This is a genomic window from Streptomyces sp. Inha503, from assembly GCF_047215865.1.
Classification (GTDB): Bacteria; Actinomycetota; Actinomycetes; order Streptomycetales; family Streptomycetaceae; genus Streptomyces; species Streptomyces lycopersici.
In genome coordinates this window covers 9912903-9939519 of sequence record NZ_CP178360.1, presented here as the reverse complement: position 1 = coordinate 9939519, position 26617 = coordinate 9912903, and the positions used below count along the sequence as shown (strand labels likewise).

Sequence of the window (26617 nt, the reverse complement as noted above, 5' to 3'; positions counted from 1 at the left end):
TGGTGCTCAGGAACTGGTGGCGGTGGAACATTCGGGGCACTGGCCCCAGTAGATGACCTCGGCCTCGTCGACGGAGAAGCCGTGGTCATCGGACGCGGTCAGGCAGGGTGCCTCACCGGCGGCGCAGTCGACATCGGCGACGGCACCACACGTCCGGCATACGACGTGGTGGTGATTGTCCCCGACGCGTCCTTCGAACCGGGCCGGGTTCCCGGCCGGTTCGATGCGGCGTACGAGGCCCGCCGCCGTCAGTGCGTGAAGGGCCTCGTACACGGCCTGGAGGGAGATGTGGCCGACACGGTCGCGTACCCCGGAGGCGATCGCCTCGACCCCGAGGTGATCACCGTCCCGGACGGTCTCCAGCAAGGCGACTCGGGCGGCCGTCACCCGCAGGCCGACACCGCGCAGCTCCTCGGCAGTGGTCGGAGTCTGGGATGCGGTCATGGCGCAGAACCTACCCGCACAAACGCGAACGCTACAAGGAAACTAGCCGTTAAAGTCTAGCGCCGCGGGTAAAATTTTTGTCCCGATTCGGCCCGATTTTCTCCTCCTGGGCCCTCAGAGCCGCTTCGCGCTGCGGAAGAGCCCGGCATAGAAGCCGTTGCCGTCGATCCGGGAGACACCGCCGTTGTCACCGATGGTGGGGCCGTTCTGCTCCTTGCGGCTGGAGACGAACACGCGGTGGCCGTCGGTGTCCAGCCCCAGATACAGGGCGACATGGTCCATATGGTCGCCGGTGCGGTGATCCATCTTGAAGAACAGCAGGTCACCGGGTTGGAGCACATCGATGTTGGTGGGCCGGGTGTACCAGGGACCGGGGCCCTGGATCTTGATGACATCGACGCCGACCTTGGAGCGGGCCATGCCGTTGGCGGTGCGCGGCAGACCGTCCCCGAGGGCGTTGCTCGCCATCAGCGGGTAGCGGGCGCGGTAGCCCATGACCATGCGGATGAAGCCGGAGCAGTCCAGCGCCCGGTAGCGCTCCTTGCGCGCGGCCATCGTGGTGCCGTCGCGGAAGGTGTAGGAGATGCCGAGGTAGTCGTAGAAGTCGTTCTGCTCCAGCCGGTCCACGCCGTCCGGTTTGAACGGCCCGAAGACCGCGTCGCCCGCGTACGGGATGCCCTGGGCGTCCTTCTTGACCGGCGCGCCCGTCACGTACTGGAAGGCGATCGCGAAGAGGTCGTCCTTCTTGCTGCCGTAGTTCTCCTTGAACCAGTCCTTGAACCACTGCTTCTTCTCGGCGCCCTCGGCCCACGGCTCCGGCATCAGCCGCACCCAGTCCTCGGTGATCACCTTGGACTTGGTGTTGGCGGGCTCGCTGAAGGTACGGGAGGGGCCGCGCAGGGTGGCGGTGCGGGCGCGGTCGGTGAAGGTGGCGAGGATCTGGCCGTTGTCGCCGCGCAGGATGGTGCGGGCCGGGTTCTTCAGCCGCTCCCAGGTCTGCTTGCCGCTCTGCTGGCCGGTGCCGTTCTCCAGGTCCGGCTCGTCGATGACGGCCTGGGTGGCGGGCGTCTTGTCCTGCTCGTCCTTCCTGAGCTCCACGGTCAGATAGCCGCTGGCGCCGAGCAGCGCGAGCACGGTGACGGCGTGCAGTACGGGGCGTTTCTTCTTCGGTGGCATGGGATCGGCTCCGGTGGTGGGTCAGGCGGACGGCATGACGCCGAGGAGGATTCCGGCGGTGAGGACGACATAGGCCATCAGCGTCACCGACCCGGTGGACAGCAGGGTGGCCCCCCGGGGCTGGCGGACCAGCTGGTAGGCGATCAGGCCGGGGACGATGAAGCCGAGGGTCTGGTTCGCGTACATCAGCGGGAACTCCAGCGACAGGATGATCATCACGGTCGCCTGGAGGGTCACGCCGAGCAGGACGACCGCGGCGAAGAGCCGCTTGCCGTAGAGGATCACGTACTTCTGCATCAGCAGCGTGCCCACGTAGGTGAGCACGGTGACGCCGACGACCATCGCGGCTCGCTGGAGATCCTCGACGAGGGTCAGCGCCAGCCAGCCCGGGGTGATCATGCCGCCGGGCGAGAGGTTGGTGGTCAGATAGCAGACCAGCGAGAAGAGCAGCCCGATCGCGATGCCGATGGCGGCGATCTCAGGGGTGAGGACGGAGGGGATCAACGGTGCTGCTCTCCTGGGTTCTGCCACTGCTGGGAGTCGTCGGCGGGCGGGGCGGGCGGGACCCGCGGCTCGAACAGGCCGCGGGACCGCGGGGCGTCTGGGGGCCGCGGGGCGTCGGGGGCCGGTACGACGGCGGGCCAGGGCTCCCGGGGGTCCTGGTCGGACGCCGTCCGCGGGTACGGCCGCTCGGGGGTGCGCTGAGCGGGTACGTGCACGGGCGCGTACCGGGTCTCGTACGCCTCCGGGTAGCCCTGGTAGGGGTCCAGGCGGGGCGCGTACAGCTGGACCGTGTCCACGTGCTCGACCTGGCGCTCGCCGCCCGCCGGTGCGGTCGGCGCCGCCGGGGTGTCATCGGCGCTCTCGTCGGGCGGCAGCTCGGCGAGGTGCTCCAGGAGGATCTCGCCCTGGCCGTGGATGTTGCCGATGGCGACCAGGGAGGAGTCGGGGCCGAGGCGGCCGAGCAGCCCGGCCATGAACTCCTCGGGGTCCCGGCGGTCGCCGCCGAGGTCGACCGCGCGGTCCCGGTACTGGGCCGGGATGGCGTCGATGGCGGACTTGGCCGGGTGGCCGATGACGAAGACCTGCTCGGGGTCGAGGTCGGGGATGATCTCGCCCATCTGGCCGTTGCGCTCGACGCGGTCGGGGCGGCAGTTGATGACCACGTTGAGCGGGCGGTGGATGGCGCCGAGGTCGAGCAGCTGGTTGATGTTCATCAGCGTCGACTCGGGGTCGTTTGCCGCGAAGACGTTGGCGAAGCGCAGCTTCTTGCCGTCCTCGGTGGCGTACCGCTCGACGGAGAGGACGCCGGGGTCCGGCGGGGCGTCGTACATGCCCTGGAGGGCGGTCGCGCGGTCGACGCCCACCAGCTCGGCGACGGCGAGCGCGATGGCCACGTTCTCCTTGAAGGTGAACCAGCTGAAGCCGCGCAGCTCCTCGTCGCTGACGGTCGTGGGGTCGGCGTAGATCAACTGGCAGTTCCGGGCGTCCGCCTCCTCCTGGAGGATGTGGAAGCGGTCCTGCTCGGCGGTGACGCAGATGCCGTTCTCCGGCATGGACCGGCACAGCGAGCGCGCCACGTCGTCCAGCGTGGGGCCCATCTCGGCGAGGTGGTCCTCGCGGACGTTGCACAGCACGCCGATGGTGGAGCGGATCAGCTTGGACTGGTTGATCTCCTGGAGCGCCGGCATGACCGCCATGCACTCGATGACGAGCGCGTCCGGGTTGTAGGCGGCGGCGCGGCGCACGATGCCGATCTGCTCGACCACGTTGGCGATGCCGAACTTGCGGTAGACGGGCTCCTCGGTGGCGTCGGGGTGGATGAAGCGGGCCGCCGTACCGGTGGTCTTGGCCACGGTGGTCAGCCCGCCGCCGCGCAGGGCGCCCGCGCACAGCCGGGTGATGGAGGACTTGCCGCGGATGCCGTTGACCAGGACCCGGGTGGGGATCACATCGAGGTTGGTCTGGTGCCGCCGCTGTTCGACGATGCCGGCGATCAGCAGGACGGCCTCGCACACCACGAGCACGGTGTAGAGGAAGAGCACGGTGGGGCCTCAGTTCCTTCCGACGCCGGCGGGGGTCCGGCTGCCGCCGTCCCGTTTGCGGGGCTGTCCCTGGAGCTGCTGCCGGATCAGCTCCAGGCTGCGGACCACGGCGCCGACCTCGTCGTGGTGGCGTGGGAACAGCACGGTCTTGCGGTCGCCCGCGGCGAGCGCCTCGGCCTGTCCGGCCAGGGCGCGCAGGGGCCGTACGACGACGATGTGCAGCCAGCCCAGACAGGCGGCCGCGGCGGTCAGCCCCAGCAGTCCGGCCAGCACGGTCCGGTTCTGGAGGCTGTACTCGGGGATCGCCAGGCCCGAGGCGGGCTGCCAGCTGGCCAGGCTCCACTGGAGCGACTTGGCCGCGCCGCCGCCGCTGAACGGCGCGACGGCCGCGACCCGTACGGTGCCGCCGCGCTGGACGGTGGCGTTCGCCTGCTTCGCCGAGAGCAGCGAGCCCATGTACGAGGGCGCCTTCTCGAAGGCGATGTAGCCGGAGTCGCCGCCGATGACCCGGCCCTTGGCGTCCACGACCCGGACCTCGCCCATGCCCTGGCGGCCCAGCAGCCCGTTGACGAACTCGATGCGGAACTCGCCGACGACGGCGGCGCCGCCCCGGCCGGGTGCCTGGGCCGTGGCGGTGACCACGGGCTTCTTGCCGCCCTCGCCGGTCACCTCGATGGCCTGCTTCGAGGGGCCCTTTCCGTCCTCGTGGTGGGGGCCGTCACCGGCCCGCGCGAGGATCTCGCCGTCGGCGCCGAGGACGTACATCGACTGGTAGCGGTCGTGGTCCTGCATGGTGCGCTCCAGGACCTTCTTCATGTCCTCGGGCGTGGTGCGGTCCCCGATCAGGGCGGCGACCGCGGACAGGTCGGCGTGGCCCTCGTTGAGCGCGCGGCGGACCCGGTCGCTGAGGGTCACGGTGCGGGACTTCTGGTCGTGGACGATCTGGGCCGGGACCTTGACGGAGGAGTCGGCGCGGTTGAGCACCAGCATCAGCGGGACCGACCAGACGAGCAGCAGGACGGCGCAGACGGCGAGCAGGGCGCGGGCGCCCAGGCCCTTGCGCACGGCCGGGCCCGGGGTTTCGCCCGGGGCGTCGGCGGGCTCGCCCTGGAGCTGCCTGCGCAGCCGCTCGAGGGCGGCGCCCACCCGGGCGGCCTCGCCGGCCCTGGGCACGCTCACCGGGCGGGCGAGGTCGCCGCGGGTGAGGCGGCGGCTCTCCAGGAACAGCCGGATCAGCGGGCGCTGCACAGTGCCCAGCAGCACCATCACCGCGAGCCCACCGATGAGCAGCAGGGCACCGGCGGCGGCCACGCCGAAGGCGGGGCGGGTGATCTGGGAGACCTTGGCGGAGACGTCGACCTCGGTGACGACGGTCAGCCCGAGGCTGCTGGCGGTGGTGGGCTCACCGGGCCGGGGCGGGGTGAGCGTGGCGTAGCCGCCGACGGTGCGGACGTCCTCGGCGGCGCCCCCGGTGAGGTGACCGCTGACGCCGGTGTAGCCGCCCGCGCCGGGCTCCTTGGCCTTGATGGGGTGCTGCCGGCCCTTGCGCGCGGCGGTCTTGGCGAAGGAGGCGAGCTGCTTCCCGGCCCGCTCGCCGTCCAGGGCGCCGTGGCTGGAGAGCAGCCGGCCGGTGGAGTCGACGACGCCGATGGCGCGGCCCGGGCCGAGGTCGACACCGGGGAAGCTGAGGGTGCTGGAGGCGACGAGCAGTTGCTGCGGCCGGCCCTTCCAGGACAGCAGGGCGGGGATGATCAGCCGGGTCTGGCCGTTCTCCAGGCGCACCATGCGCGGGGCCAGCCCGTCGCTGCGGGAGAGCTTGCCGAGATCGATCGCGGTCAGCGGGACGTTCTCGCCGCGGGCGGCGAGCATCTTGCCCGACTTGATCTCGATGACGGCTGTGCCACGCCACTTCTGGTAGACCTCGCCGACCTTGTCCAGAACGGTGTCGGCGGAGACCGGCTTGCCCTCGTTGAAGAGGGTCGCGGTGCCGGTGAGGTCGGTGACCGACTCGTCGAGCGAAGCCCGCAGTGCGATGGCGCCGTCCTCGGCGACGTACTGCTGCGAGGTCAGGACCGCCTTGGGGACCAGGGCGTTGTCCGGTTTGCCCAGGGTGAGGGCGGTGATTCCCGCGAGGGAGAGAAGCAGAACCGACAGCACGGCTATGGGGGGACGAATACCACCCACAAGCGACATGTCGGCCCTTCGGCGGACCTTGTGCCGCCGCTTCGAACGCGAAGCGGCCACGGATGGGCTCCTCTCATGCAACTCACACCACACAGAGCGCACTCGAGTGCGATCCGGACCGTCAGACAGCCAGACGGATCAAAGGGTTGCACATCTTAAAGAAAAAACGAGGAAACCTGTTTGGTCTCAATCAAGTATGGGCAAACAGCGGTCTTGCATTCTTTGCCGGTCGTTCATCCAGAGGTCATTCTTCGCCCGTCTCATCCCCATATGCCCTTGTAAAGCGGGTGGTTACGATGAGGCGGTCATGGCGAAGGTACGAGCGAAAGCGATCAGTGTGGCGGCTGTCACGGTCGCGTTCGGCCTGCTCGTGGCGGCGTTGAGCACGTATACGACCGCCCGTACGACCGCCCGGCCGTCCGGAGACGACAACGGCCGTGCGTCGGAGGGCGCGCGGGCCCCCGAGGTCCCGCTGGAGCGCAGGATCACCGACTTCACGGCCGGCCTCGACCCCGACGGCGGCTACCGGGAGCCACGCCGCGCCGAACGCCGGGTCGTCGCCGACGCGGTGGGCCTGATCCTCGACGGCCACCCGGCCCGCGCCCGCCCGCTCCTCGCCGCGGTGGGCTTCCGGCTCCGTACGCTCACGGAGGCGGGTACGGGTATGGGTATGAGCACGGGCAGGGGCACCGACACGGTCACGGGCACCGATACCGACTCCGACACGGGCACGGGCACGGGCACGGGCACCGACACGGGCACCGACACGGGCACCGACACCGGCACGGGCACCGACTCCAGCATCGGCACGGGCACCGACTCCGACACCGGCACCGGCCGCCGCTACGCCGAGCTGTCCGACCGCACCGGGGACGGGCCCGACCCGCGCGGCTGGGCCCGGGTCTACGTCGACCTCTCCGCGCCCGTCCGCTGGTCGGTCCAGGTGCCGCACCCGGTCTCCGACGCGGACACCGAACGGCTCGGCGCGCGCGTGTTCCTGGACTCCCCCGGCGGCGTCCTGGTGCTCGCGGGCGCCCACCGCAGGGCCGGGGAGGACGATGCCGCCGACGCCGCCCACCGCACGGACTCGGTCTTCGACGCGGTCTGCGACGAGCTCGCCCGGCGCGGGCTGCCTGGCGTCCAGCTCCACGGCTTCGCCGACGACTCCGCCCCGGGCCGGGACGTCGTCGCCTCCACCGGCAAGGGCCGGGCGGGCCGCCCGGCCGCCCGCCACCTCGCGGCCGCCCTGACCGCGCGGCACTTCTCCGTCTGCCGCGCCTGGGTCCGTGACTGCCCCCTGGAGGGGCGCGACAACGCCCAGGGCCGTAGGGCCGCGACCGAACGTGTGCCGTTCCTGCACATCGAATTCGCGCGGTCGGTGCGCGCGAGCGACAGACAGATCGGGCAGGCGGTGGCGGCCATCGGCATGGTGACCGCGCGGTGGGCGAAGGACGACCCCGACTGACCGCCCAACCTTTCCCCTCCCCGCCCCTTCCCACTACCAGGGGCTCCGCCCCTGGACCCCGAGACCTGACGCGGAACCCCGCCACGCGGCGGAGCCGCATGGGTACGGCGGGGAGGGTCGGAGCCCGGGCCCGGCCCGGGGTGGGCGGCAGACCCTCGGATCCGGGGTGGGGGGGGCGCAGCCCCGGACCAGGGCCAGGGACGCAGCCCCGGACCGGGACCAGGGGCACAGCCCCAGACCGGAGTCAGAGGCACAGCCCCAGGCCAGGACCAGGGGCGAACTCCCCGACCAGGGCCCGGGGCGAAGCCCCAGGGGCCAGGGACGCAACCCCGGACCGGGGCCCGGGGCGCAGCCCCGATTCGGGGGCCCGGGGCGGAGCCCCGGGTTCGGGAAGGGGCGGGGAGGGGAATGACCCGCCGCAGGCGGGCTAACCGCGGGGCGCGGCCACCGTGAACGCGCTCTTCACCGTCTGCGCCACACCGTTGCCTTCCGCGTCGGTCCCCATGACACGCAGCGACACGTCCCGGCCCGCCGCGCTCTCCGGAGTCGTCCAGTCCGCGCGGAACCGGCCCTTGCCGAGCGCCGTGATCGCCGCCGCCGTCCACCGCTCGCCACCGTCGAAAGACACCTCGACCCTCGCCTTGGTGACCGCGGCCGCGGCCGCCGCGCCCGGTACGTGCCCGAAGCCGACGACGAGGTGGTCGTCACCGGCCGGGCTGGTGCCGTCCAGCGCCGCGTCGAGCCGGTAGTGCGGGACGACGACCGGCAGCGCCGAGCACTCGGCGGGCCCGTCGTACTCGCCCGCCTCCGACACGCAGGTCCAGTTGTCCGGCACGGTCTGGGCGCCCGAGTGGCCCGAGGAGAAGGTCCACTCGGTGTGCGTGGTCAGCGACTGGTGGAACTCGCCGTTCGTCCTGGTCTGGTCGTACACCACCCGGTACGGGGCCTTCCGCGGCGGCACGGTCAGGACGCCACCGGAGACGCCGTCGCCCTCGTACAGGGTCGTGTCGCCGGAGACCACCGCGAAGTGCGAGGAGGTGACGTCGGACGGGAACGCGAGGACGTGGTGACCGGCGGAGTCCATGACCGTGGACGGGGAGAAGGTGAGGGCGTCGCCCTTGCGGCACGCCGCGCAGTACCACGTCTCGTCCGCGGCGGTGCCCGGCGCGGGCGCGGTGAAGCCCGGGGCCAGCGGGCCGCGCAGCCAGTCGACCGTGGTGGTCCGGCCGGGCCGGAGAGTCTGCTCCTCGGACACGAAGCGCCGCTCCCCGGCCTTGAGCCAGCCTTGGTACGAGACGCCCGCCGAGCCGCCCACGTACTCGATCCGCCGCGCCGGTGTCTTGAACGGCTCGGAGAGCGCCTCGCCGCTCGATTCGTACGGCAGATACATCAGGCGCGCGACCTCTTGGACGCGGCCCGGCGTATCGCTGTGGTAGTTGGTCCGCACGGTGACCAGTTGGCCGCCGGTGACCTTGTAGTGCTGGTTCTTCGCGATCAGCCCGGCGGGGTTGGCCAGCTTGAGGTCGTAGGAGTAGGGCGTGGCGGCGTCCGCGGGCGCCTTGCGGTGGGTGTAGACGTTGAAGCGCAGCTCGCCGGTGGTGACGGGGCGGCTGGAGGGCTGGACGTAGACCGGGGCGCCGCTGGAGACGCCGACGCCGCCGTTGACCGCCACCTCACCCTTGGCGTCATCGCGCAGGTAGTGGAGGATCAGTTGGTGCTCCTCGGCCGGCCGCGGGGTCGAGAAGGTGACCCGCTCGGTGGCTTTGCGCAGGTCGAGCACGACATCGGTCCCGGTGGCGCCGTCGGGGACGGTGAACTCGGCGGTGGCCATGCGGAGGCCGGTCGACTCGCCCGCGCCGTCGAAGGTCGGGGCGGAGACCATGGCGCTGTAGCGGCCCGCGGGGACCTCGGCCTTCGCCTCGCCGTCGACGGCATCGAGGGACGGCTCCCGGTAGAGGGCCGCGTCGTCGACGTTGGCCAGGGCGAACGGTGTGGTGCCCGGGAGGGGTTCGCCGTCCGTACCGAGCACGGTGACCTTGACCGGGTGGTCGGCCCGTGTGCCGTCCGCCCGCGTGTGCTCGGCCCGCGTGAGGTCCGCCCGCATGTCGTCCGCCCGTGTGCCGTCCGCTCGCCCGGGCGAGCGCCGGGTGGCCCGCCCATCAGCCTTGGCGACCGCCGGTACGACGGAGGTGACGCCGCCGAACAGCGAGCCGTCACCGGCGGAGCCCTCCGCCGCCTCGGCGCCGACCTGCTTCGCCAGCGCCGCGCCGAAGGCGGGACCCGAACGCGGCGCCGTGGCGCCTCCGGTGGCCTCGACCCGTACCGGAGTGGTGGTCACCCCGGCCTCGGCGAGGGCGGAGACATTGAACAGGGCCGGGTCCAAGGTGCGGCCCAGATACGGCAACGCGGTCAGCGGAATGACGAAGACATCGTTGTCCAATCGTCGGGTGACATAGTCCGCCGCCGCTCCCGGCCGCGGCGCCACGACGACGCTCCCGTCCGCGCCGAGCGTGACGCGCTCGCCCGTGACCAGCGTGACGGTGTGGGCCGTGGCGTCAGTGGCCGGGGAGGTCACGGCGGTTGGGGTGTGCTCGGCAGGGGCGGCCAGGGCGCCGGGAGCGGGGCCCGCCGCCAACCCGAGGGCGGCGAGCACGCATCCGGCCGTGAGGGCGCGGACGCCGCGCGCTCCGGCACCACGCGCTCCGGCGCCGCGCGCCGCGGTCCGTCTGATCCGTCGGTACCACATGAGGCAGATCCTTCCGTGACGGGGGATCAAGGACGTTGACGCCCACAGGTTCGTCTCCAGAAGAGATCACTTACAGGTACGGACCAAAGCTGGCCGAGAAGTGCCGCTCTGCGGCGTTAACCAAGCGCCCGTCGCCGCCCGCCGCCGGCGGTTCGGTGTGGACCGCCATCCGCTCCACCCAGACTGCCGAGCAGGCTCGGGCCACCGCCGGTGAACTGGTCGGCGCCCAGCACGGTGAGCAGGTCGAGTTGCTGACCGCCGCGGGCAGCCCGGTCCGCTCGGTGCTCGCCAGTCCGGGGATCGCCCGCACCGCGCTGGCGTCCCACTCCCGGTCGAACCGGGGCTCGCCGACCGTCCGCCGTCCGGGCAAGGCCGGGCTCGACCCGGCCATGGCCGGGCGGCTGTGGGACGCGACCGCCGAGCTCGTCGGGACGGTCGCCCGTTGAGCCATCTGGATGCCTGGTGTGAGGAGAAGCCCCGCAATGACCTGCTATCAGCAGGAGCGGCCGGATTTTCCAGCACACCGTACACACCGGAAACTGCCGTTAACCGGACGGTATTCACAAAGGGTTTTTCTCAGGGCCACTCAGCGCAATGGACTGTGACTTCTCAAAACACCGGCGACATTTGGCGTCCCAGCCCTGTCCTCTTACGACATGCCTGATTTACGTTTCTCTTTTCTCGCACCACCACGCACAGCACCACCAGGCACACTTACAGGGGAACCGTGCTCACTCAGGACTCGACCACGCAAGGCGCCGAGAGCGCACCGGATACGGGGGCACCACAGACCGGCGAGCGGCCCAAAGCGCCCGCCCGGTCCAAGAAGGCCGCCATTCTCGGCTGGGTCGTCACGCTCAGCCTCAATGTCGTCGCACCGATCGTCACGTACAACGCACTGCGCGACCACGGCTACAGCGAATTCGCCGCGCTGCTGATCAGCAGCGCCTGGCCGGTGGTCGACGGCGCCGTCCACATCGCCTGGCGCCGCCGTCTCGATGAACTCGCCATCGTCACCCTGGTGTTCATCGTGATCACGGCCGTGGTGTCGACCGTCGGCGCGCACTCGGCCCGCGCGCTGCTGATCAAGGACTCATGCGTCACCGGGCTGTTCGGTGTGCTGTGCCTGGCGACGCTGCTGGCCCCGCGCCCCCTGATGTTCTACCTGGGGCGCAAGTTCGCCACCGACGGCACCGAGGCGAGCACCGCCTGGTGGAACGGCCTGTGGCACGTCGACGGGTTCCGCAAGGCCATGATGACGATGACGACCGTCTGGGGCGTGGCCTACTGCGTCGAGTCCGCGGTCCGGGTCGTGCTGTCGTACACCCTCAGAACCGACACCATGGTGGTCCTGAGCCCGGTCCTGATCTACGCCGTGCTGGGCTCCCTCGGCACATGGACGGCCCTCTACGGCAGGCGGTCGCGCCGCAAGGGCCAGGCCCGCGCCGCCGCCGCGGCGGCGGCAGCAGCAGCGGAGGAGGCGGAGGCGACCGCGGACCCCGGGACCAAAGCGGAGCCGAGAGCGGCCGCCGAGGGCTGACCGGCCATCCGACATGGGAAGGCCGGGCGCGGAGAACTCCGGTGTGGAGAACTCCCGCGTCCAGCACCGGGGTTGGTGTGGGAAGCTGTTCGCCAGTCGAACGCGGGCGGGGGCCGTGACGGTCGTCGAGAGGAGACTTGCGTTGACGGAGAACGGCTTCCGCGCCGAGGAGATCGATACCAGCAGGCCGCATCCTGCCCGGATCTACGACTACCTGCTGGGCGGCAAGAACAACTACGAGGTGGACCGCGAGGCCGGTGACCGGCTCGCCGACGCGGCACCCGAGGTGTGGAGCGGCGTACGGGCCAACCGCGACTTCCTGCGGCGCACCGTGCGCCATGTGGTCGACAGCGGCATCCGGCAGATCCTCGACATCGGCACCGGGCTGCCCAGCTCCCCCAATGTGCACGAGATCGCCCGGGAGTCGGCGCCGGACGTGCGCGTCGCGTACGTCGACAACGACCCCATCGTCAACACATACGCCAATGTGCTACTGCGCGGCTCGGCCGCGACCAGCATCGCCCTCGCCGATCTGCGCGACCCGCGGGCCATCCTGGACCACCCCGAGGTCCGCCAGGTCATCGACTTCGACCAGCCGGTCGCGGTGCTCCTCGTGGCCATCGTGCACTTCCTCACCGAGGCGGAGCGTCCCGAGCGGGTCGTCGCCACCCTGCGCGACGCGCTCCCCGCCGGGAGCTTCCTGGTGCTCTCCCACGCCACGGACGACTTCGCCGACCGCAGCGCGGCCTCGGCCGTCTACGACGATGCCACCGCCACCCTGAGCCTGCGGTCCCGCGACCGGATCGAGCGGTTCTTCGACGGCTTCACCCTGGTCGAGCCCGGTCTGGTCGAGGTCCCGTTCTGGCGCCCGGACGCCCCGCCGCCGACCCGGCCCGGGGAGATCGGCTACTACGGCGGGGTGGCGCGCAAGACCGGCTGAGCCACCGTACGGGCCGTTCGCGTCAGGAGGGGCAGGCGTCCTTGGAGCCGCTCCGGTACGTGCGGTACAGGCCGGGCGCGCCCGGATCGCCGGAGCGGGCACTCGACGGGAACTCGACCACGGGCACGGGCTTGCACACGGCCCATTGGTCGTTCTTGCCCGGGCCCTCGAACCCGTAGGTCCCTCCGGCGCCGACCAGGCAGGAGCTGCACTCGTCACCGGCGATGCTCGGAATGATGAGGGTGTTGTACACATCGTCCTTCGTCGGGATGCTCAACGCCTCCGGCGCCTTCTTGCCGCCCTCGTTGATCTCGGCGAAGGTGCGGTCCACGGCGCCCGCGAGCAGCGTGAAGGCGTCGTGGTACATCACGGCGTAGCCGTCGTCGAGCGGCTTCTCCCCCAGTTTGTGCTGCTTTTGGATCTCCTCGAAGCGGTCCAGGAAGCGGCCGAGCGCCTTCTTGGGCTTGCTCTTCCCCGCCCACCAGGCGGGGTCGACGGCGGAGGCGTCGACGATCGTGGCGCGTGCCTCGTCCAGCCAGCGGGCGGGCGCGTCCCCGGTGAGCGTGGGCTCCAGGCCGATGCCGACCTTCAGGACGCGCAGCGTCGTGGTGCGCCCACAGCTGCCCTCCTGCGCCATGCGCTCCATGAAGGCGGGGAGGTCCTGGTCGCGGCCCGCGAAGAAGACGGTGTCGGACTTCTCGTTGCAGATCTTCTGGACGGCGTCGGTGAACCGCTGGGGGATGCCCTTGTCGGTTCCGGAGGTGCCGGTGAAGTTGGAGTTGTGGTTGGTCAGGTCGTACGCGTCGCCGAACTGCCGTTCGAAGACGCTGCGCAGATTCTGGGAGTAGACGTCCTCGCTGCGGTTGTCCCAGACCAGGAAGCCTCTGTGCCGGCCCGGCTTTCTGTCCAGGTAGAGCTTGAGGGCGCGGGCGAACTGGTCGTTGTTGGGCGAGGTCTTGAAGAAGTACGGGGAGTTCATGTTGGCCGCGGTGATGACCGGGCCGACGGTGGGGATGCTGTGCTTGCTGAGCGCGGCGATCGCCTTACGGGTCTCCGGTGTGCTGCTGGGGATGCCGGTCACGCCGACCAGCGGCGCCCGGGTGTCCTTGGTCAGCTCGGCGAGACGGTCGACCACGGGCTCCCATTGGTCGAGGTTGCGGCCGTCGGGGGCGAGCAGCAGCTGGTAGTGCGGTCCGCCGAATCGGTTGGCCTGCCGCTGGGCGGCCAGGGCGCCCGCGATGCCGCGGCGGATCATGTCCGCCGTCATGGCGCTGTGGTCGTCCGCGGTGAAGGGCATCATCAGCGCGATCCGTACGTACGGGATCCTGGGCCCGCTCGGCGGGTCCTCCCAGTCCCGCTTCACCCGGGCGTTCTCGTCGGCCACCGCCCCGATGAGGCTTTCGATGCCCGGGTCCGCCTCGAAGGCCTCCTCGGTGACGCCCACGCAGTCCCCGTCGATGTCCCGCAGGTCGTCACCGCACCTGCCGGGGCCCTGCGCCACGTTGACGGCGATGGTGATCGCGGCGGCGACCAGGGCGCCGATTCCTACGACGGCCAGCCATTCGAGCGGCCCCCACTCGCGAGGATGACGGCGGAACAGACGGAGCAGCATGCTTCCTCACTGACCGGAGATAGGGAAGGGGCGCTTCTTCCGTGCCGCCGCGGGCCAGTTGCGGGCCGCCTGGCCCAGGACGGCGTGCCAGGACGGATGGCGCGGGGAGAGATAGGCCAGCTCCTCGCCGACCGCCTTGCACATGTCGGGGTCCGGCTCGGCGTGCGGCTCGGAGACGTGCCACAGGGCGTGCAGCAGCCGGTTGACGCAGCGCTCGATCTCGTGCAGCTCGGCGTACCGGCCGTCGTGCGCGCCGAGGGCGATCTGCATCCGTTCGTCGGTCCACTCCTCGGCCGGTGGGGTGGGCGCGGTGGCCGCGTACTGGAGGCAGCGCAGCCAGTGGGCGGCGGCGTGGGCGTCCTTCTCCGACTGGAACTCCTCCGTCAGCATGGCCACCACCGTCTCGGCGTTCCCGGCCGCGAGGGTGTGCCGCAGGGCGTCGGCCTCGCCGCTCTCACCGCGCTGGGCGTGGTGCATCCGCAGGAAGCGGTGGATGTCCTGCCAGCTGCGGCCGTCCTCGGCCCGTGAGGAGGTGCGGCGCGCCTCGTGCACCAGCAGGGTGCGCAGCAGCGCGTCGGTGACCAACGGCTGGTCGGGCGGGGTGAGTTGCTGCCACTGCTGTTCTTCGAGGTAGTCGGTGGCGGAGTTGGCGGGCAGCTGGTCCGGGCCCTGGAGCCGCAGATGCTCGGCCAGTGCCTCGGCGGCGGTGCTGTCGCGGGCGAGCGAGAGCAGGGTGAGCCGGTCGCGCTGGCGCCGGTCCGGGAGCAGCCGCTCCAGGAGCGCCTCGGTGACCGGGCGGCCGTCCTTGGCGTTCAGTTCGAGGAGGTCCCGCGGGTCCACGCCGCGGCCCCGCTTGGTGGCGTCCAGGACCGCGGCGCACAGCACGGTGGTCACCGCGGGGTGCCCGCCGGTCAGGGAGTGCACGGCGGAGGCCAGATAGGGGTGGAGCGGCCGGGCGGGCCAGCCGGGCACCAGGAGGGGCAGGATGTCGTCCCGGCTCAGCGGGGTGAGCGGGACGGCGAGCAGCCCGGCGGACGGGGCCAGGCCCCTGCGCTGCCAGCCGGTGGACTTCACCAGGTCGGGCAGGTCGCGGCGGACGGCGTCGGGCGCGTCCTCCGGTAAACCGCCGAGGCGGGTGGCCACGACGACGAGCTCCTCGTGGTCGGGGCGCTCGGGCAGTGCGCGGTGTTCGAGGAGCAGGTCGAGGAAGTCCTGCCCGGGCGGGCAGTGGGCGTCGTCGAGCAGGATGAGCGGCCACGGTTCGCGGTTCCACCGCTGGAGCCTGCCGTAGGAGGAGGCGACATCGTGGAGGAAGGCGGCCATCAGGCTCTGCTCGGCCGCGTGCCGGTAGTCACCGCCCCGCTGGAACCACTCCCCCAGCAGCACCAGCGGATCCTGGCCGTCCGCGCCCCGCGGAAAGCGCCCCCGGTACCACTCCTGTGCCGCGGCCGGCTGGTGCCGGTCGGTGTACTCGGCCACCACGGCGGCGGTGACCGCGTCCCGGCCCCACTCCGCGTCGGCCTCCGCGTCAATGGTCTCCAGACGGCCTTCGACGGCGGTGGCCCAGGCGTGTCTCAGCGTGTTCTCGTCCCCGCCGGCCAGGCGGCAGGCGAGCAGCAGCCGGGCGAACCACAGACACGCCGCGTCCCGCTGCTCGCCGTTGCCGTGGTACCAGCCGGAGACGGCGAACAGGCCGGGCACCAGGACGGGGAAGCGACGGCGCAGCCCGGGGGCGAGGCCGCACACCAGCTCCGCGAGGATCTCCACCAGGGTGGCGGCGGTGGGCGCGCCGCCGTCGGTCGCGGCGGGCGGGAAGGGGGCGGTCTCGGTGGCCACGGCCCGTACGTGGGCCAGCGGCAGCCGGTCCCGATAGCGCGCCGCCAGTTCCTCGAGCACGGCGCTGCGCCCCATGCCGTGGTACCCCGTCAGCAGCACCACGGGCAGATCGCCCTGGTGTTCCCGGCCGACCCGGGACCGCTCGTCGTAGGCCAGGCCGGTCAGCCGCGGAACAAGCGAGCGCAGCACCGGGTCCCGGCCATAGAGCGGTGACCCTTCCGATACGCCCATTCCGTTGCGACCCGCCTCAGTCGTCCTCTGCTGCCCGGCAGCCCTGACCTCGGAGACGGGCGGCACCGCTCCCCCGAGACATCAGCCGCTGACATCCGTACCAACTACGCCTACAATCTTGAATTTACCCCTTGGGTAAACATCCCACCAGGTGAACGCGGCACCGTCGGAGATAGTGCCGGTCAGGGGTGTGGATATATGTCGAGGTCGACGCTTTCGGGGAGCGAATCCGCGCCGCGGATCTCGCCCGGGTAGACCAGCCGCACCCGGCGCAGCCGCCGGAGCCCGGCGAGGGAAGCCAGATCGAGCTCCGCCACCTGCGACAGATGGATCTCCTCAAGTCCCGGCAGCCGCCGGGCGATCCGCCGCAGCGGAACCGCGACACCGGCCCTGGCCCACACATCCAGATGGGTGACCTGGGGTATCTCGGTGCGGGGCGCGAACAGCAGCATGCTCAGCTGCTGCGGGGAGAGCGTCAGCTTGCGCAGTTGGGGCAACTCGGCGATGAGGGAGCCCCATTCGTCCGGTGTCAGCCGCTCGCTGGCGTCCTGGAGCCGCAGCTCCTCCAGCTCCCGGCACTCCACGATCCCCGCGAGCTGCGCCGCCGACGACGGCAGTGAGAGCAGCCGCAGCGCGGCGGGGCGGGGCAGGTCGGACAGGCCGCGCCAGGGCACCTCGGGCCCGATGAGAAGCCCTTCGAGACGGGGGCAGTCCGCCAGCTTCAGCAGCGGCTCGAACTGCGGCAGGTCCCGCAGCTCCAGCCGCCGCAGCCGGGGCAGCCGGGTCAGCGGCGCGGGGTCCTTCACGTTCCGGCAGCCCTGGAGGGCGAGGGTCTCCAGCTCGGGGTAGGCGGAGAGCAGATCGAGGTCTTCGAGCTGGAGGGTGTTGCGCAGGCGCAGCTCGCGCAGATGCCGCGGGTCGAGCGCGGCGCGGATCGCCTCGGGGGCGAAGTCGCCGTGCAGGCCGACGCGTTGATGGCCGGACATGGTGCGCAGGGCCTCCAGCTCGGCGTGGGAGCGCACCGTGACGATCTCCTCGGGCGCGGTGTCGAGGAGCGGCCGTACGATCTCCTCGGCGTACACCTTGGTGTCGAACCGGTCCCAGTGGGCGAGCAGTTGGGCGCGCACCGCAGACTGGCCGGTGCCCAGGAACTCCCGGAGCCTGGGGATGGCCGCGTCCCCGCCGATCTGGCATATCGCGTGGACGGTGGCCAGTTCCTCGTCGCCCTCCAGGTCCTTGGCGTCGGGCAGCAGGCCCAGCAGCAGCGGTCCGGTCTGCGCCAGTGACCTGGCCTCCCGCAGACTGCGCGGCGGAAGCAGCCGCGCGGCCCGGTCCTCGATGGCCTCGCGGACCGTGGGCTCCAGGCGGGTGGCCTGTTCGAGGGAGGCGAGCGCGAGGAGCCGTAACCGCGCCTGGACCGTCGCGTCCTGCTCCCGGTCGCCCCGCTCGCGCAACCGGGTCAGCAGGTCGGCACGCTCTTGGTGTCGAGCCTGTGCGACGGCCATCTGCACCACGTCCTCCCACTGGTCCAGGTGTGCGTTGTTCACCAGCATGCCCATATCGCGCTCTTCCAGCACGGCCCTGGCGCCCAGGAAGTCCTGGAAGGTGCGGTGGATGAAGTTGACCGCGCCCGGGGCGGGTTCGCGCAGCAGACCGGAGCGCTCCAGCAGATGCTGGAGGGTCTCCTCCGCCGTGCCGACTTCCGCGAGACGGGGCACGGACGGCTGGAGCCGCCGCACCACGTTCACCGCGTCGGGGCGGTCCAGCTGGGTCCGCTCGTTGCGGATCAGCCAGTACGCGAGCCTCTGGAGCGGCTCCGTGGCCGACTTCTGGTCCAGGACGGGCTTACGGCTGCGCCCGTAGACCTCGCGCTCCAGGTCGCGCCGCTCCAGGAGCATGGACAGCGCCGCCTCGTACAGGGAGGCGCGGCCCTGGGGCAGGAAGCCGCGCCGCTCCCGGTGCAGGGCGCAGATCAGGCCGCACATCAGCGGATTGGTCGCCAGGCGGCTGAGCTCGGGGCTGCTGCGCAGTGACTGGGCGAGCGAGTCGCCGAGCTCCTGCGAGGCCCCCGCGGCCGTGTGCCAGCGCCGGATGAACTGCTTCATGTCGGCGGGCCGCATCGCGGCGAGCGCGAACTCCTGGAAGCCCTCGCGGCCCAGCCAGCCCCGCTCGAGGGCGGCGGGGCGGGAGGTGAGCAGCCACAGATTGCCGGGGAAGACGGCGAGCAGCTTCCTCAGCCAGGCCCGTACGCGGGTCCGGTCGTCCTTAGGGATCTCATCGGCCCCGTCGATCAGGAGCACTCCGCGCCCGTGCCGCAGCACCCGCGCGGCCCAGCCGTCGGGCTCGGTGCCCACCAGCGGGCAGCCGATCCAGCGCAGGAAGTCGTCGGGCATCGGCAGCTCGGAGTCCTTGCGCGCCAGGGTGCGCAGCGGCAGCACGAAGGGGACCCGCCCGAACAGCTGGGACAGCCCGCCCGGCAGCCGCTCCTGCTGCGCCGTGGAGAGGGCCAGCCACTGGACGAGGGTGGTCTTGCCGGTGCCGGCGACCCCGCGCAGCAGGACCCGCTCCTGGGTGGCGAAGACCGCCTCGGCCGGGCCCGGGGCCCGATCGGTCTCGGTGTCCCGGTCGGCGCCGGGCTCGCCGTTCACCGCCGGCACCCGGTCGGTGCCATCGCGGTACGGCCTGGCCTGGAGGCTCAGGTACGCGGTCTCCAGCGGCCAGTCCTGGCCGTCCGGTTCGCGCAGGTCCACGCCGTAGATGGTGAGCCGGCCGTGGCATTCGACGACGTAGCGCGCGTACTCCTCCTCGAACTGTTCGTCCTGGCGGCTGATGTCGGGCAGCCGCCGCAGGATGGCGTCCAATTTCTCGCTCTGCTCCCGGATCTCGCGGCTCTGCTCGATCTGGGCCCGGGCCGCGAACCCGGGCCGCTGGCTGAAGAAGCGCATGAGGTGGACGCAGGCCGTCTCCAGGAGCCGGTCGTGGAAGCGGGCGGCGTCGTCGCTGAGGAGCCTGCGGGTGTCGGGGCCCGCTCGCCGGGACAGCTCGGCGGCCAGCCGCTCCGGGCCCAGCGCGAAGGCGTGCACGTCGTCCATGTCGAGATCGCCGAGCGCGTGCAGGGTGCGGGTCAGCGCCTGCCCCACGGAGTCGTGCTCATCGGCGCCGATCGGCGGGTCGTGCGGCCCGGCGGCCCGCACGGCGCGGCGGACCAGCTCGCGGGCGAGCTTGTGCAGATCGTCCTCGGTGAGGGTGCGGTGCTCCCTGGCGAAGGAGACGAGCCGGCGGATCGGTACGGGCCGTTCGCCGTACTCCGCGCCGGGCGCGCTCGCGGGCGGCAGCAGCAGTCGTTTGACCACCGGCACGACCACTGCCGAAGCGATCCGCAGCCCCACCGTGCCGCCGTCCACAGCAGCCCCTCCCTCGCGGCGTCGGCGCGCGTCCCCCGCCGAGCCCGTGCACCCGCTCACATCCCGCTCACCATAGCCGCGAAGACCCCTCCGGGGTCAGGGTTCAGGTCAGGGTCCGCGCGGCGCGAAGTGCCGTGGCACCGGTACGGTTTGGCCATGGATGTTTCCGGAACACGTTCCGCCGACGACAACTCCGGGGCTCGGGCGGCCATCACGGCCACCGCGCGCGGGCTGCTGGTGAAGCTGGGCGCCGGAGGGCTGTCCCCGGCCGCCGTCGCCCGCGAGAGCGGTCTTTCCGCCGGTGAGGTGGAAGCCGTCTTCCCGCACCGGGACGATCTGCTGACCGCGCTGCTCATCGACGCCTACGACGACTCCGGTGCCGCGATGGAGGAGGCCGACCGGGCCGCCCGGGACGCGGGCGCGTCGGCGGGCGCGCGGCTGCTCGCGGTCACCCGGGCGCTGCGCCGGTGGTCCTTCGCCAACCCCGGTGAGTTCACGCTGGTCTACGGCTCGCCCGTGCCGGACTACCACGCCCCGCAGGAGACCGTCCCGCCCGCCTCGCGCACCCCCGCGGTGCTGGCCGGCATCGTACGGTCGGCGCTGGAGGCCGGTGAACTCACCGCGCCCCGGCGGGAGGTGCCGGGGCCGCCGCTGCTGCTGCCGGAGGCGGTGCACCTCTTCGGCGGCACGCCCGAGGCCCCGTTCTCGGACATCATCGAGCGCGGCATCGTACTGTGGAGCAGCCTGATCGGGCTCCTGGTGTTCCAGGTCTTCAGCCGCACCCATGACAGCGTCCGGGACGAGACCGCGTTCTTCGACTACGCCGTCGCCGTCGCGGCCGAGGGGATCGGACTCGTGGTTCCCTTGGGCGAGAACACCGACTGATCCGTTCGCCGCGTGCGCGGCACCTGTGGGGGAAAGGGCCGTGAACACCATCAAGACTCTCTGCTTCGTCATCGCGGCGCTGTCGTCGTACGCGGCGCTCGTCTACCGGCTGTTCCAGGTCAGACGGGGCTGGCGGGACAGCGCCTACCGCACCCTGTTAGTCACCCTGCTGCTCCAGTGCCTCACCTTCACGATGGGTGCCGTCGCCATGGGGAGCGAGCGCTTCCTGGGCGTCGGCAACCTCGCGATCCTGGTGATGCACCTGTCGGCGGTCGCCTTCTGCGTCAGCGCGCAGATCATCCTGCTGCGCTGGGCGACCGGCGTCGAGGAGTCGGGGCGCAAGGCACGCTACTGGCTGATCACCGGCATCGCCCTCAACGCGCTCCTTACGGCGCTCTTCCTCATCGCCGACGGCCCCGGCCGACCGGCCGAGGACTTCAACACCGGCAGCGGCCAGCCGCTGGTCCTCACCTACCTCCTGGTCTTCATGGTCTCCCAGGCGGTTCCGTGCGTCACCATCCTGCGCCAGTGCGGGCCCTACGCCCGTATGACGAGCAAGACCTCGCTGCGGCAGGCCCTGCGGCTGCTCTCCGTCGCCGCGGTGATCCTCTTCCTGTACTGCACGGCCCGGGTGGTCAACGTCGTCACGGCCGCGTGCGGGCTCGACATCGGCGCCTGGACCCTGGCCGCCTCCGTCTTCAGCGCGCTGGGCATCGTCACCCTCTCGCTCGCCCTGACGATCTCCTCCTGGGGGCCGTCGGCCACCAAGCTGCTGGAGTGGGCGCGCGGCTACCGGTCCTACCGGGCGCTGTATCCGCTGTGGCGGGATCTGTACGAGTCCTCACCGGACATCGTCCTGGAGCCGCCCGGGGCCGCGGTCTCCGACCTCAACTACCGGTTGCACCGGAGGGTCATCGAAATACGGGACGGATGGCGGGAGTTGCGCCCCTACATCGACCGCACCACGAACGGCGACGGCGGGGCGGGCCCCAGGGGGAGCGAGGAGTCCCGGCAGGCGTTCGCCGAGGCGGCGCAGATCAGGCAGGCTCTGCACGCCAAGCGCACCGGCACCATTCCCGACGACAACGCGGACACCGGCGACTTCGGGGACCGCGACACGGACAACTTCACCGCCGAGGTCGTCTGGCTCACCAAGGTGGCCTCCGCCTACCGGCGGCTCGGCAAGGCGCGCTGAGGGGCTGCGGGGGCGTTCGCGCCAAGAGAGGATCCCGCCCGGGATCCCGCCCGGCCAAGGGAGGATCCCGCCCGGTCTGCCCCCGTCAGGCCGAGCGGGACTTCCCCCGTGTTCCCCCGTGTCCCCCGTTTTCCTTCTTCCGAGCCGAGTGGGTGGCCCCACTCGGTCCGGCCCGGGCCCGGCCCCGGAAGGCCGGGCCGAACCAGGCCGATAGGACTGGCAGCCAACTCGGCCACCCCCGTGAGCGGAGTTAGCTAGCAGCTATCGACGAGGTCCACGTTGGCGGAGTTGCGCCCGATTGTCAACTGACCGCTAATCTGCGAAACTGACGATTAGCCGGGGGCAAAGCCGAGGAGGTGAGGGAGGGAGATCACATGTCCGAGACTGACGACCGGCCCATGCTGGCAGTGCGTCTGGACAACCTCTTCAAGACGGTTCGTCCCAAGGGCAGGCACTGGACCAATGCCGAGGTGGCGGAGGAGCTCAAGCGGGCCAACCCCGAACTGAAGGTCGGGGGTGTGTATCTGTCGCAGTTGCGGACGGGCAAGCGCTCCAATCCCTCACCGGACCTGCTGGCCGCCCTGGCACGCTTCTTCGGCGTCTCGGTGGCCTACTTCTTCGACGACCAGGTCGCCGAGTCGGTGCTCGGCGAGATCGCCGCCGTCGAGGCGCTGCGCCAGGCCGGGGTCCGTGCCGTGGCGATGCGCGCGGCGGGGATGAAGAAGGAGAACCTCGAGGCCATCACGACCATCATGGATCAGTACCGGCAGCTCCAGGGCCTTCCGCCGGTCACCGACGCCTCGGACGCCTCGAACGCCTCGGACTCCGAATGAGGGGTGCGGCTGGGTGAGGGGCGCAGGCAAGGGACGGTCGGCCGATCACGACCGCCGCAGTCAGCTCAAGAAGCTCCGCAAGGCCGGTGCGCGGCGGATCGCCGACCTCGACCTGCCGGAGGTGGCCGATGTGGCCGAGCTGTGCCGCCATCTCGGCGAGGTCCGCGGCCGCCCGATCACGCTGGTCCCGATGCCGATGCCGGCGACGCACCCGTGCGGCATGTGGGTCGCCGCCCGCGACGAGGATCTCATCTTCTATGACGCCAACACGACCAGCGCGCATCAGGAGCACATCATCTTGCACGAGCTGGGCCACATCATCTGCTGCCATCGCGGGGCGGGTTGGCTGGACGAGGCGAGTGCCCGCCTCCTCTTCCCCAACCTCGACCCCGACCTCGTGCGTGACATGCTCCTGCGCGCGACCTACGACGACGTCCAGGAGCAGGAAGCGGAGATCATCGCCTATCTGCTCTCCCAACGGGTGGGCGGCACCGAGGAGCGGCATGGCGGGCCCACGGCGGGGGACGCCGGGGCATCAGGGAAGGACGCCATGCTCAGCCGGATCGAACGCACCCTGATCTGAGGTTGATCCGACGGTGCCTCACGCATTGCCCCACTCATCTCCCGGTGGCCGCCACCTCCTCGGCCAGGATCGCCACGGTGCGCCGGATGTCGTCCTCGCGGTGCTCGCTGGTGACGAAGAACCGCAGCCTGGCGAGCCCCTCCTCCACCGCGGGGTGGAAGATCGGGTCGGCGATCACACCGCGGTCGAACAGCCGGTCCGCGATGTGCAGGGTCCTCGCCGAGTCGCCGAGGAGACACGGCACGATCGGGGTGTGGGCGCTGGTGCCCGTCGCCAGACCGGCCGAGCCGGCCAGACCGAGGAAGAGCTCCGCGTTGCGCCGCAGGGCCCGCACCCGGTGGGGTTCGGCGACCATCAGCTCGGTGGCGGCCAGTGCCGCGGCCGCGTTGGCCGGGGTCAGGCCGACGCTGTAGACGAAGCCCGGCAGCGTGTGCCGCAGCCACCGCACCATCCGGGCCGAGCCGCCGAGATAGCCCCCGCAGCTGGCGAACGCCTTGGACAGGGTGCCCATCCACAGGTCCACATCCGCCCGGTCGACGCCGAAGAACTCGCCGACGCCACGGCCGCGTTCGCCCACGGTGCCGATGCTGTGCGCCTCGTCGACCATCAGCAGGGCGCCGTAAGCCCGCTTCAGCTCGATCACGGCGGGCAGGTCCACCAGGTCGCCGTCCATGCTGTACGCGCCCTCCGCGACGATCAGCACCCGTCTGAACCGGGACCGGTTGCGCCGCAGCGTGTCCTCCAGCGCACCGATGTCGTTGTGGGCGAACGGCCGCCGCGCCGCGCCGGACAGGGCGCAGCCCTGGAGGATGCTGTCGTGGGCGAGCGCGTCGTGCACCACCAGGTCCCGCGCGCCGACGAGGTGCCCGATCGCGGTGACGTTGGTGGCGTGGCCGCTCACCAGCGCCAGGCAGTCCGCGGTGCCGAGGAAGTCGGCCAGCGCCCGCTCCAGCCGTACGGTCAGGTCCCGTTCGCCGGAGAGCACCCGGCTCGCCGAGACCGAGGTCCCGTACCGGTCCACCGCCTGGTGCACGGCCTCGTTGACCGCCGGGTGGCCGGAGAGCCCCAGGTAGTTGTAGCTGCCGAAGGACAGATACGGCCTTTCGTCGATCATGGTCGTATCGCGGATGGTGCCCTGGTGGACGCGGAAGTACGGGAAGTCCGCGCCGCTGCCCCTGATGGTGCTCAGGCGCTCCTCGAACTGGCGCACCTCGGGGAAGTCATCGGCGCAGGCGGTCGCCGCGTCCCCGTCCCCGCCCCCCCGTGTCTCCCGGGGCGGCGGCTCACCGATCTCCCGGGGCCGTGGCTCGCCGAGGACGGGCTTCCCGGTGAGATGCGGATCGACCAGCCCGACCAGCCGTTCCACGGTCAGATCGGGAGAGAAGATCTCCTCGGTGCGGAATCCCGGTATCCGCTTGCCGATGTTGACCTCCAGCTCCTGGAGCATCAGGGAGTCGAAGCCGAGGTCGGTCACCAGCTCCATCCGCTCGGTCAGATCGGCGAGCGGGAAGACGCCGGTCCGCGAGAGCTCTTCGAGCACGATGGACGCGGCGGATCCGCCACCGGCCCGCGCGGCCACCGGCCCGGTCCGGCCCTCCCCCACTGCCGCGAGGGCGGGCGGGGCCTCCTCGGGGGCGCGTGCCGACTCGTCCACCGCCCAGTGGTGGCGCGGGGCGAGCGGGCTCGGCGGCAGGGTGCAGGGGGGTATGTGCTCCATCACCGGGCGGAGCCCCGCGCCGGTGACCGCCCGCTCGGCGAGCCGGGCCAGCACGGCCGAGCGTTCCTGATCGGGCAGCGAGCCCGGCGCGGGCACGGCGGCCTCCGGCTGCTCACCGGGTGGCACCGTCCCGGTCAGCTGCCCCGGCCCGAGCTGCCCGGTGCGGCCGGCCGCCACCGCCTCGGCGGCGGCGGTCAGCTTGGTGACCGCGTCGGCGGTGTCCTCGGCCACCAGGGCGAGGCGTTCGGCGAACGGGGCCCGGCGGGCCAGGGTGTCCGCCACCCCGGCCAGCGGCGGCCGGTCCTCGGCGAGGGTGTCGGCCAGCTCCCGGGCGTAACGGACCAGCCCGGCCCGGTCGCGGGCGCTGAGCACCAGCAACCGCGGCCCCTCCTCCGGTGCGGGACGGGCCGGTGCGGTGGCGCACTCCTCGACCACCAGGTGGACACCCGTGCCGCCGAAGCCGAAGGCGCTCACCCCGGCCCGGCGCGGCTGCCCGGATTCCGGCCATACGGTGGGCTTCGTCGGGACGATCAGCCGCGCGGCGTCGAGCCCGGAGCGGTCGGCGAGGTCGAACTCCGGCTGCGGCGGTATCACTCCCCGGTGCACGGCCAGCACGGTCTTGACCAGCCCGGCCACCCCGGCGGCGTTGAGCGCGTGTCCGACCACCGCCTTCACCGCGCCCAGGAAGGCGGGCGCGCCCCGCTCGCCCCGCAGTTCGCCCAGGACACCGACCTCGACCGGATCGCCGACCGTGGTCCCGGTGCCGTGCGCCTCGAGGTAACCCACCGCGTCCGGGGTCAGATCGGCGTCACGGTAGGCCCGGCGCAGGGCCCTGAGCTGACCGGCCGCCTGAGGGTGCATTCCGCCCTGTACGGTCCCGTCGTTGGCCGTGCCCACGCCCCGGATCACCGCGTAGACCCGGTCGCCGGCGGCCAGTGCGTCGGCCAGGGGGCGCAGCGCCAGGACCCCGGCGCCCTCCCCCAGGACGAAGCCATCGGCCTCCGCGCCGAACGGCAGGCATCTGCCGGTGCGCGAGATGGCGCCGATCCGGCACAGCCCCACCAGCAGATCGGGTGCGAGGATCAGCTGGGCGCCGCCCGCGAGGGCGATCCGGCAGCGGCCCGCGCGCAGTGCGAACACGGCGTTGGCCACGGCCATGAGGCCACCGGAGCACGCCGAGTCCAGCGAATAGCTCTCGCCGTGCAGGTCGAAGACCGAACTGACGGTGTTCGGCCCCATGTTGAGCAGCAGCCCGGCCACGGACGAGCCGTGCAGCCCGTCCACCGCGCGCACCGTCTCCGGCCACCGGGGATCGGTGGCCCGCGCCCCGAACTCACCGCCGGTCAGCTGGCGCATCCGGATGCGCATGGTGGTGATCTCGCGATAGCCGCTCTCGGTGAGCGCCGTGATCACCGAGGTCTCCTCGCGGTCGAAGCCCTCGGCCTCCCACCCGGCGTCCTGGATGGCCTCCCGGGTCAGGTCGATCAGCAGCCGCCCTTGCGGATCCATCGATCTGGCCCGGCGTGGCGGGATGCCGTAGTGCGCCGCGTCGAAGTGGCCCACGTCCGGCAGCAGCGCCATGGTGTCCGTATAGGTCGAGGATGTGTCGCGTAAGTTGTCGCTGAGGAAGGTGGCGGTGCGCCATCTCGAGTCCGGGACGGTGGCGAACTGCGCCCGCGGTTCGTTGAGGAGCCGCCAGTACTGGTTGACGTTCCGCGCCCCCGGGAACCGGCAGGCCATTCCCACGATCGCGATGTCGTCGCGCCGCGTTCCGCTCGCGC

General features: G+C 71.8%; 18 protein-coding genes. 8 read left to right on the top strand and 10 right to left on the bottom strand.

The window, feature by feature from the left end; all coding sequences use genetic code 11:
* Positions 1-6: 6 nt before the first annotated feature.
* The 5 genes from ACJX2R_RS41620 to ACJX2R_RS41600 form a co-directional block, all read right to left on the bottom strand.
* Positions 7-444 (bottom strand): Fur family transcriptional regulator, encoded by a 438-nt coding sequence (locus ACJX2R_RS41620; protein WP_413104283.1) that lies wholly within the window; start codon positions 442-444, stop codon positions 7-9.
* A 114-nt stretch (positions 445-558) separates the two neighbouring features.
* A complete protein-coding gene (locus ACJX2R_RS41615) occupies positions 559-1620 on the bottom strand; it encodes an NlpC/P60 family protein (protein ID WP_413104282.1) in 1062 nt (353 codons plus the stop codon).
* A gap of 21 nt (positions 1621-1641) precedes the next feature.
* A complete protein-coding gene (locus tag ACJX2R_RS41610; protein WP_044568305.1) occupies positions 1642-2124 on the bottom strand; it encodes a poly-gamma-glutamate biosynthesis protein PgsC/CapC in 483 nt (160 codons plus the stop codon).
* Positions 2121-3665 carry a poly-gamma-glutamate synthase PgsB gene (pgsB, locus tag ACJX2R_RS41605; protein ID WP_413104281.1) on the bottom strand — a complete coding sequence of 515 codons (1545 nt, stop codon included), beginning with the start codon at positions 3663-3665 and terminating at the stop codon, positions 2121-2123. The genes ACJX2R_RS41610 and pgsB overlap by 4 nt, the downstream gene beginning before the upstream one ends.
* A 9-nt stretch (positions 3666-3674) precedes the next feature.
* The gene (locus tag ACJX2R_RS41600) at positions 3675-5858 is read right to left on the bottom strand and encodes a HAMP domain-containing protein (RefSeq protein ID WP_413106083.1); all 2184 of its coding nucleotides are present in this window, start codon (positions 5856-5858) and stop codon (positions 3675-3677) included.
* Positions 5859-6156: 298 nt separating this feature from the next.
* On the opposite strand from ACJX2R_RS41600, the gene ACJX2R_RS41595 reads away from it, so the two are divergent.
* Positions 6157-7314 (top strand): hypothetical protein, encoded by a 1158-nt coding sequence (locus tag ACJX2R_RS41595; protein ID WP_413104280.1) that lies wholly within the window; start codon positions 6157-6159, stop codon positions 7312-7314.
* 427 nt (positions 7315-7741) lie between these two features.
* Here ACJX2R_RS41595 and ACJX2R_RS41590 read toward each other — a convergent pair whose 3' ends face one another.
* Positions 7742-10060 carry a hypothetical protein gene (locus tag ACJX2R_RS41590; protein WP_413104279.1) on the bottom strand — a complete coding sequence of 773 codons (2319 nt, stop codon included), beginning with the start codon at positions 10058-10060 and terminating at the stop codon, positions 7742-7744.
* 155 nt (positions 10061-10215) lie between these two features.
* On the opposite strand from ACJX2R_RS41590, the gene ACJX2R_RS41585 reads away from it, so the two are divergent.
* The 3 genes from ACJX2R_RS41585 to ACJX2R_RS41575 all read left to right on the top strand — a co-directional run bounded on the left by ACJX2R_RS41585 (position 10216) and on the right by ACJX2R_RS41575 (position 12540).
* The gene (locus ACJX2R_RS41585; RefSeq protein ID WP_413104278.1) at positions 10216-10506 is read left to right on the top strand and encodes a hypothetical protein; all 291 of its coding nucleotides are present in this window, start codon (positions 10216-10218) and stop codon (positions 10504-10506) included.
* A gap of 281 nt (positions 10507-10787) precedes the next feature.
* Complete coding sequence (locus tag ACJX2R_RS41580; protein ID WP_413104277.1) at positions 10788-11600, top strand: VC0807 family protein; 813 nt, start codon at positions 10788-10790, stop codon at positions 11598-11600.
* 142 nt (positions 11601-11742) lie between these two features.
* Positions 11743-12540, top strand: coding sequence for an SAM-dependent methyltransferase (locus tag ACJX2R_RS41575; RefSeq protein WP_413104276.1), 798 nt, complete (start codon positions 11743-11745; stop codon positions 12538-12540).
* A 22-nt stretch (positions 12541-12562) separates the two neighbouring features.
* On the opposite strand, the gene ACJX2R_RS41570 is transcribed toward ACJX2R_RS41575, so the two are convergent.
* The 3 genes from ACJX2R_RS41570 to ACJX2R_RS41560 form a co-directional block, all read right to left on the bottom strand.
* The gene (locus ACJX2R_RS41570; RefSeq protein WP_413104275.1) at positions 12563-14152 is read right to left on the bottom strand and encodes an ABC transporter substrate-binding protein; all 1590 of its coding nucleotides are present in this window, start codon (positions 14150-14152) and stop codon (positions 12563-12565) included.
* Between the two features lie 6 nt (positions 14153-14158).
* Positions 14159-16219: an ATP-binding protein gene (locus ACJX2R_RS41565; RefSeq protein ID WP_413104274.1), complete on the bottom strand. Its 2061-nt coding sequence runs from the start codon at positions 16217-16219 to the stop codon at positions 14159-14161.
* 182 nt (positions 16220-16401) lie between these two features.
* On the bottom strand, positions 16402-19623 hold the full coding sequence (locus ACJX2R_RS41560; RefSeq protein ID WP_413104273.1) for an NACHT domain-containing protein: 3222 nt from the start codon (positions 19621-19623) through the stop codon (positions 16402-16404).
* A 156-nt stretch (positions 19624-19779) separates the two neighbouring features.
* On the opposite strand from ACJX2R_RS41560, the gene ACJX2R_RS41555 reads away from it, so the two are divergent.
* The 4 genes from ACJX2R_RS41555 (at position 19780) to ACJX2R_RS41540 (ending at position 23119) form a co-directional block, all read left to right on the top strand.
* The gene (locus ACJX2R_RS41555; RefSeq protein WP_413104272.1) at positions 19780-20508 is read left to right on the top strand and encodes a TetR/AcrR family transcriptional regulator; all 729 of its coding nucleotides are present in this window, start codon (positions 19780-19782) and stop codon (positions 20506-20508) included.
* Between the two features lie 40 nt (positions 20509-20548).
* Complete coding sequence (locus ACJX2R_RS41550; RefSeq protein ID WP_262702562.1) at positions 20549-21703, top strand: MAB_1171c family putative transporter; 1155 nt, start codon at positions 20549-20551, stop codon at positions 21701-21703.
* A 374-nt stretch (positions 21704-22077) separates the two neighbouring features.
* Positions 22078-22536 carry a helix-turn-helix domain-containing protein gene (locus tag ACJX2R_RS41545; protein WP_413104271.1) on the top strand — a complete coding sequence of 153 codons (459 nt, stop codon included), beginning with the start codon at positions 22078-22080 and terminating at the stop codon, positions 22534-22536.
* 13 nt (positions 22537-22549) lie between these two features.
* Positions 22550-23119 (top strand): toxin, encoded by a 570-nt coding sequence (locus ACJX2R_RS41540; RefSeq protein ID WP_262702564.1) that lies wholly within the window; start codon positions 22550-22552, stop codon positions 23117-23119.
* A 34-nt stretch (positions 23120-23153) separates the two neighbouring features.
* Here the strand turns inward: ACJX2R_RS41540 and ACJX2R_RS41535 are convergent, their stop codons facing one another.
* Positions 23154-26576 carry an aminotransferase class I/II-fold pyridoxal phosphate-dependent enzyme gene (locus tag ACJX2R_RS41535; RefSeq protein ID WP_413106082.1) on the bottom strand — a complete coding sequence of 1141 codons (3423 nt, stop codon included), beginning with the start codon at positions 26574-26576 and terminating at the stop codon, positions 23154-23156.
* Positions 26577-26617: the final 41 nt, after the last annotated feature.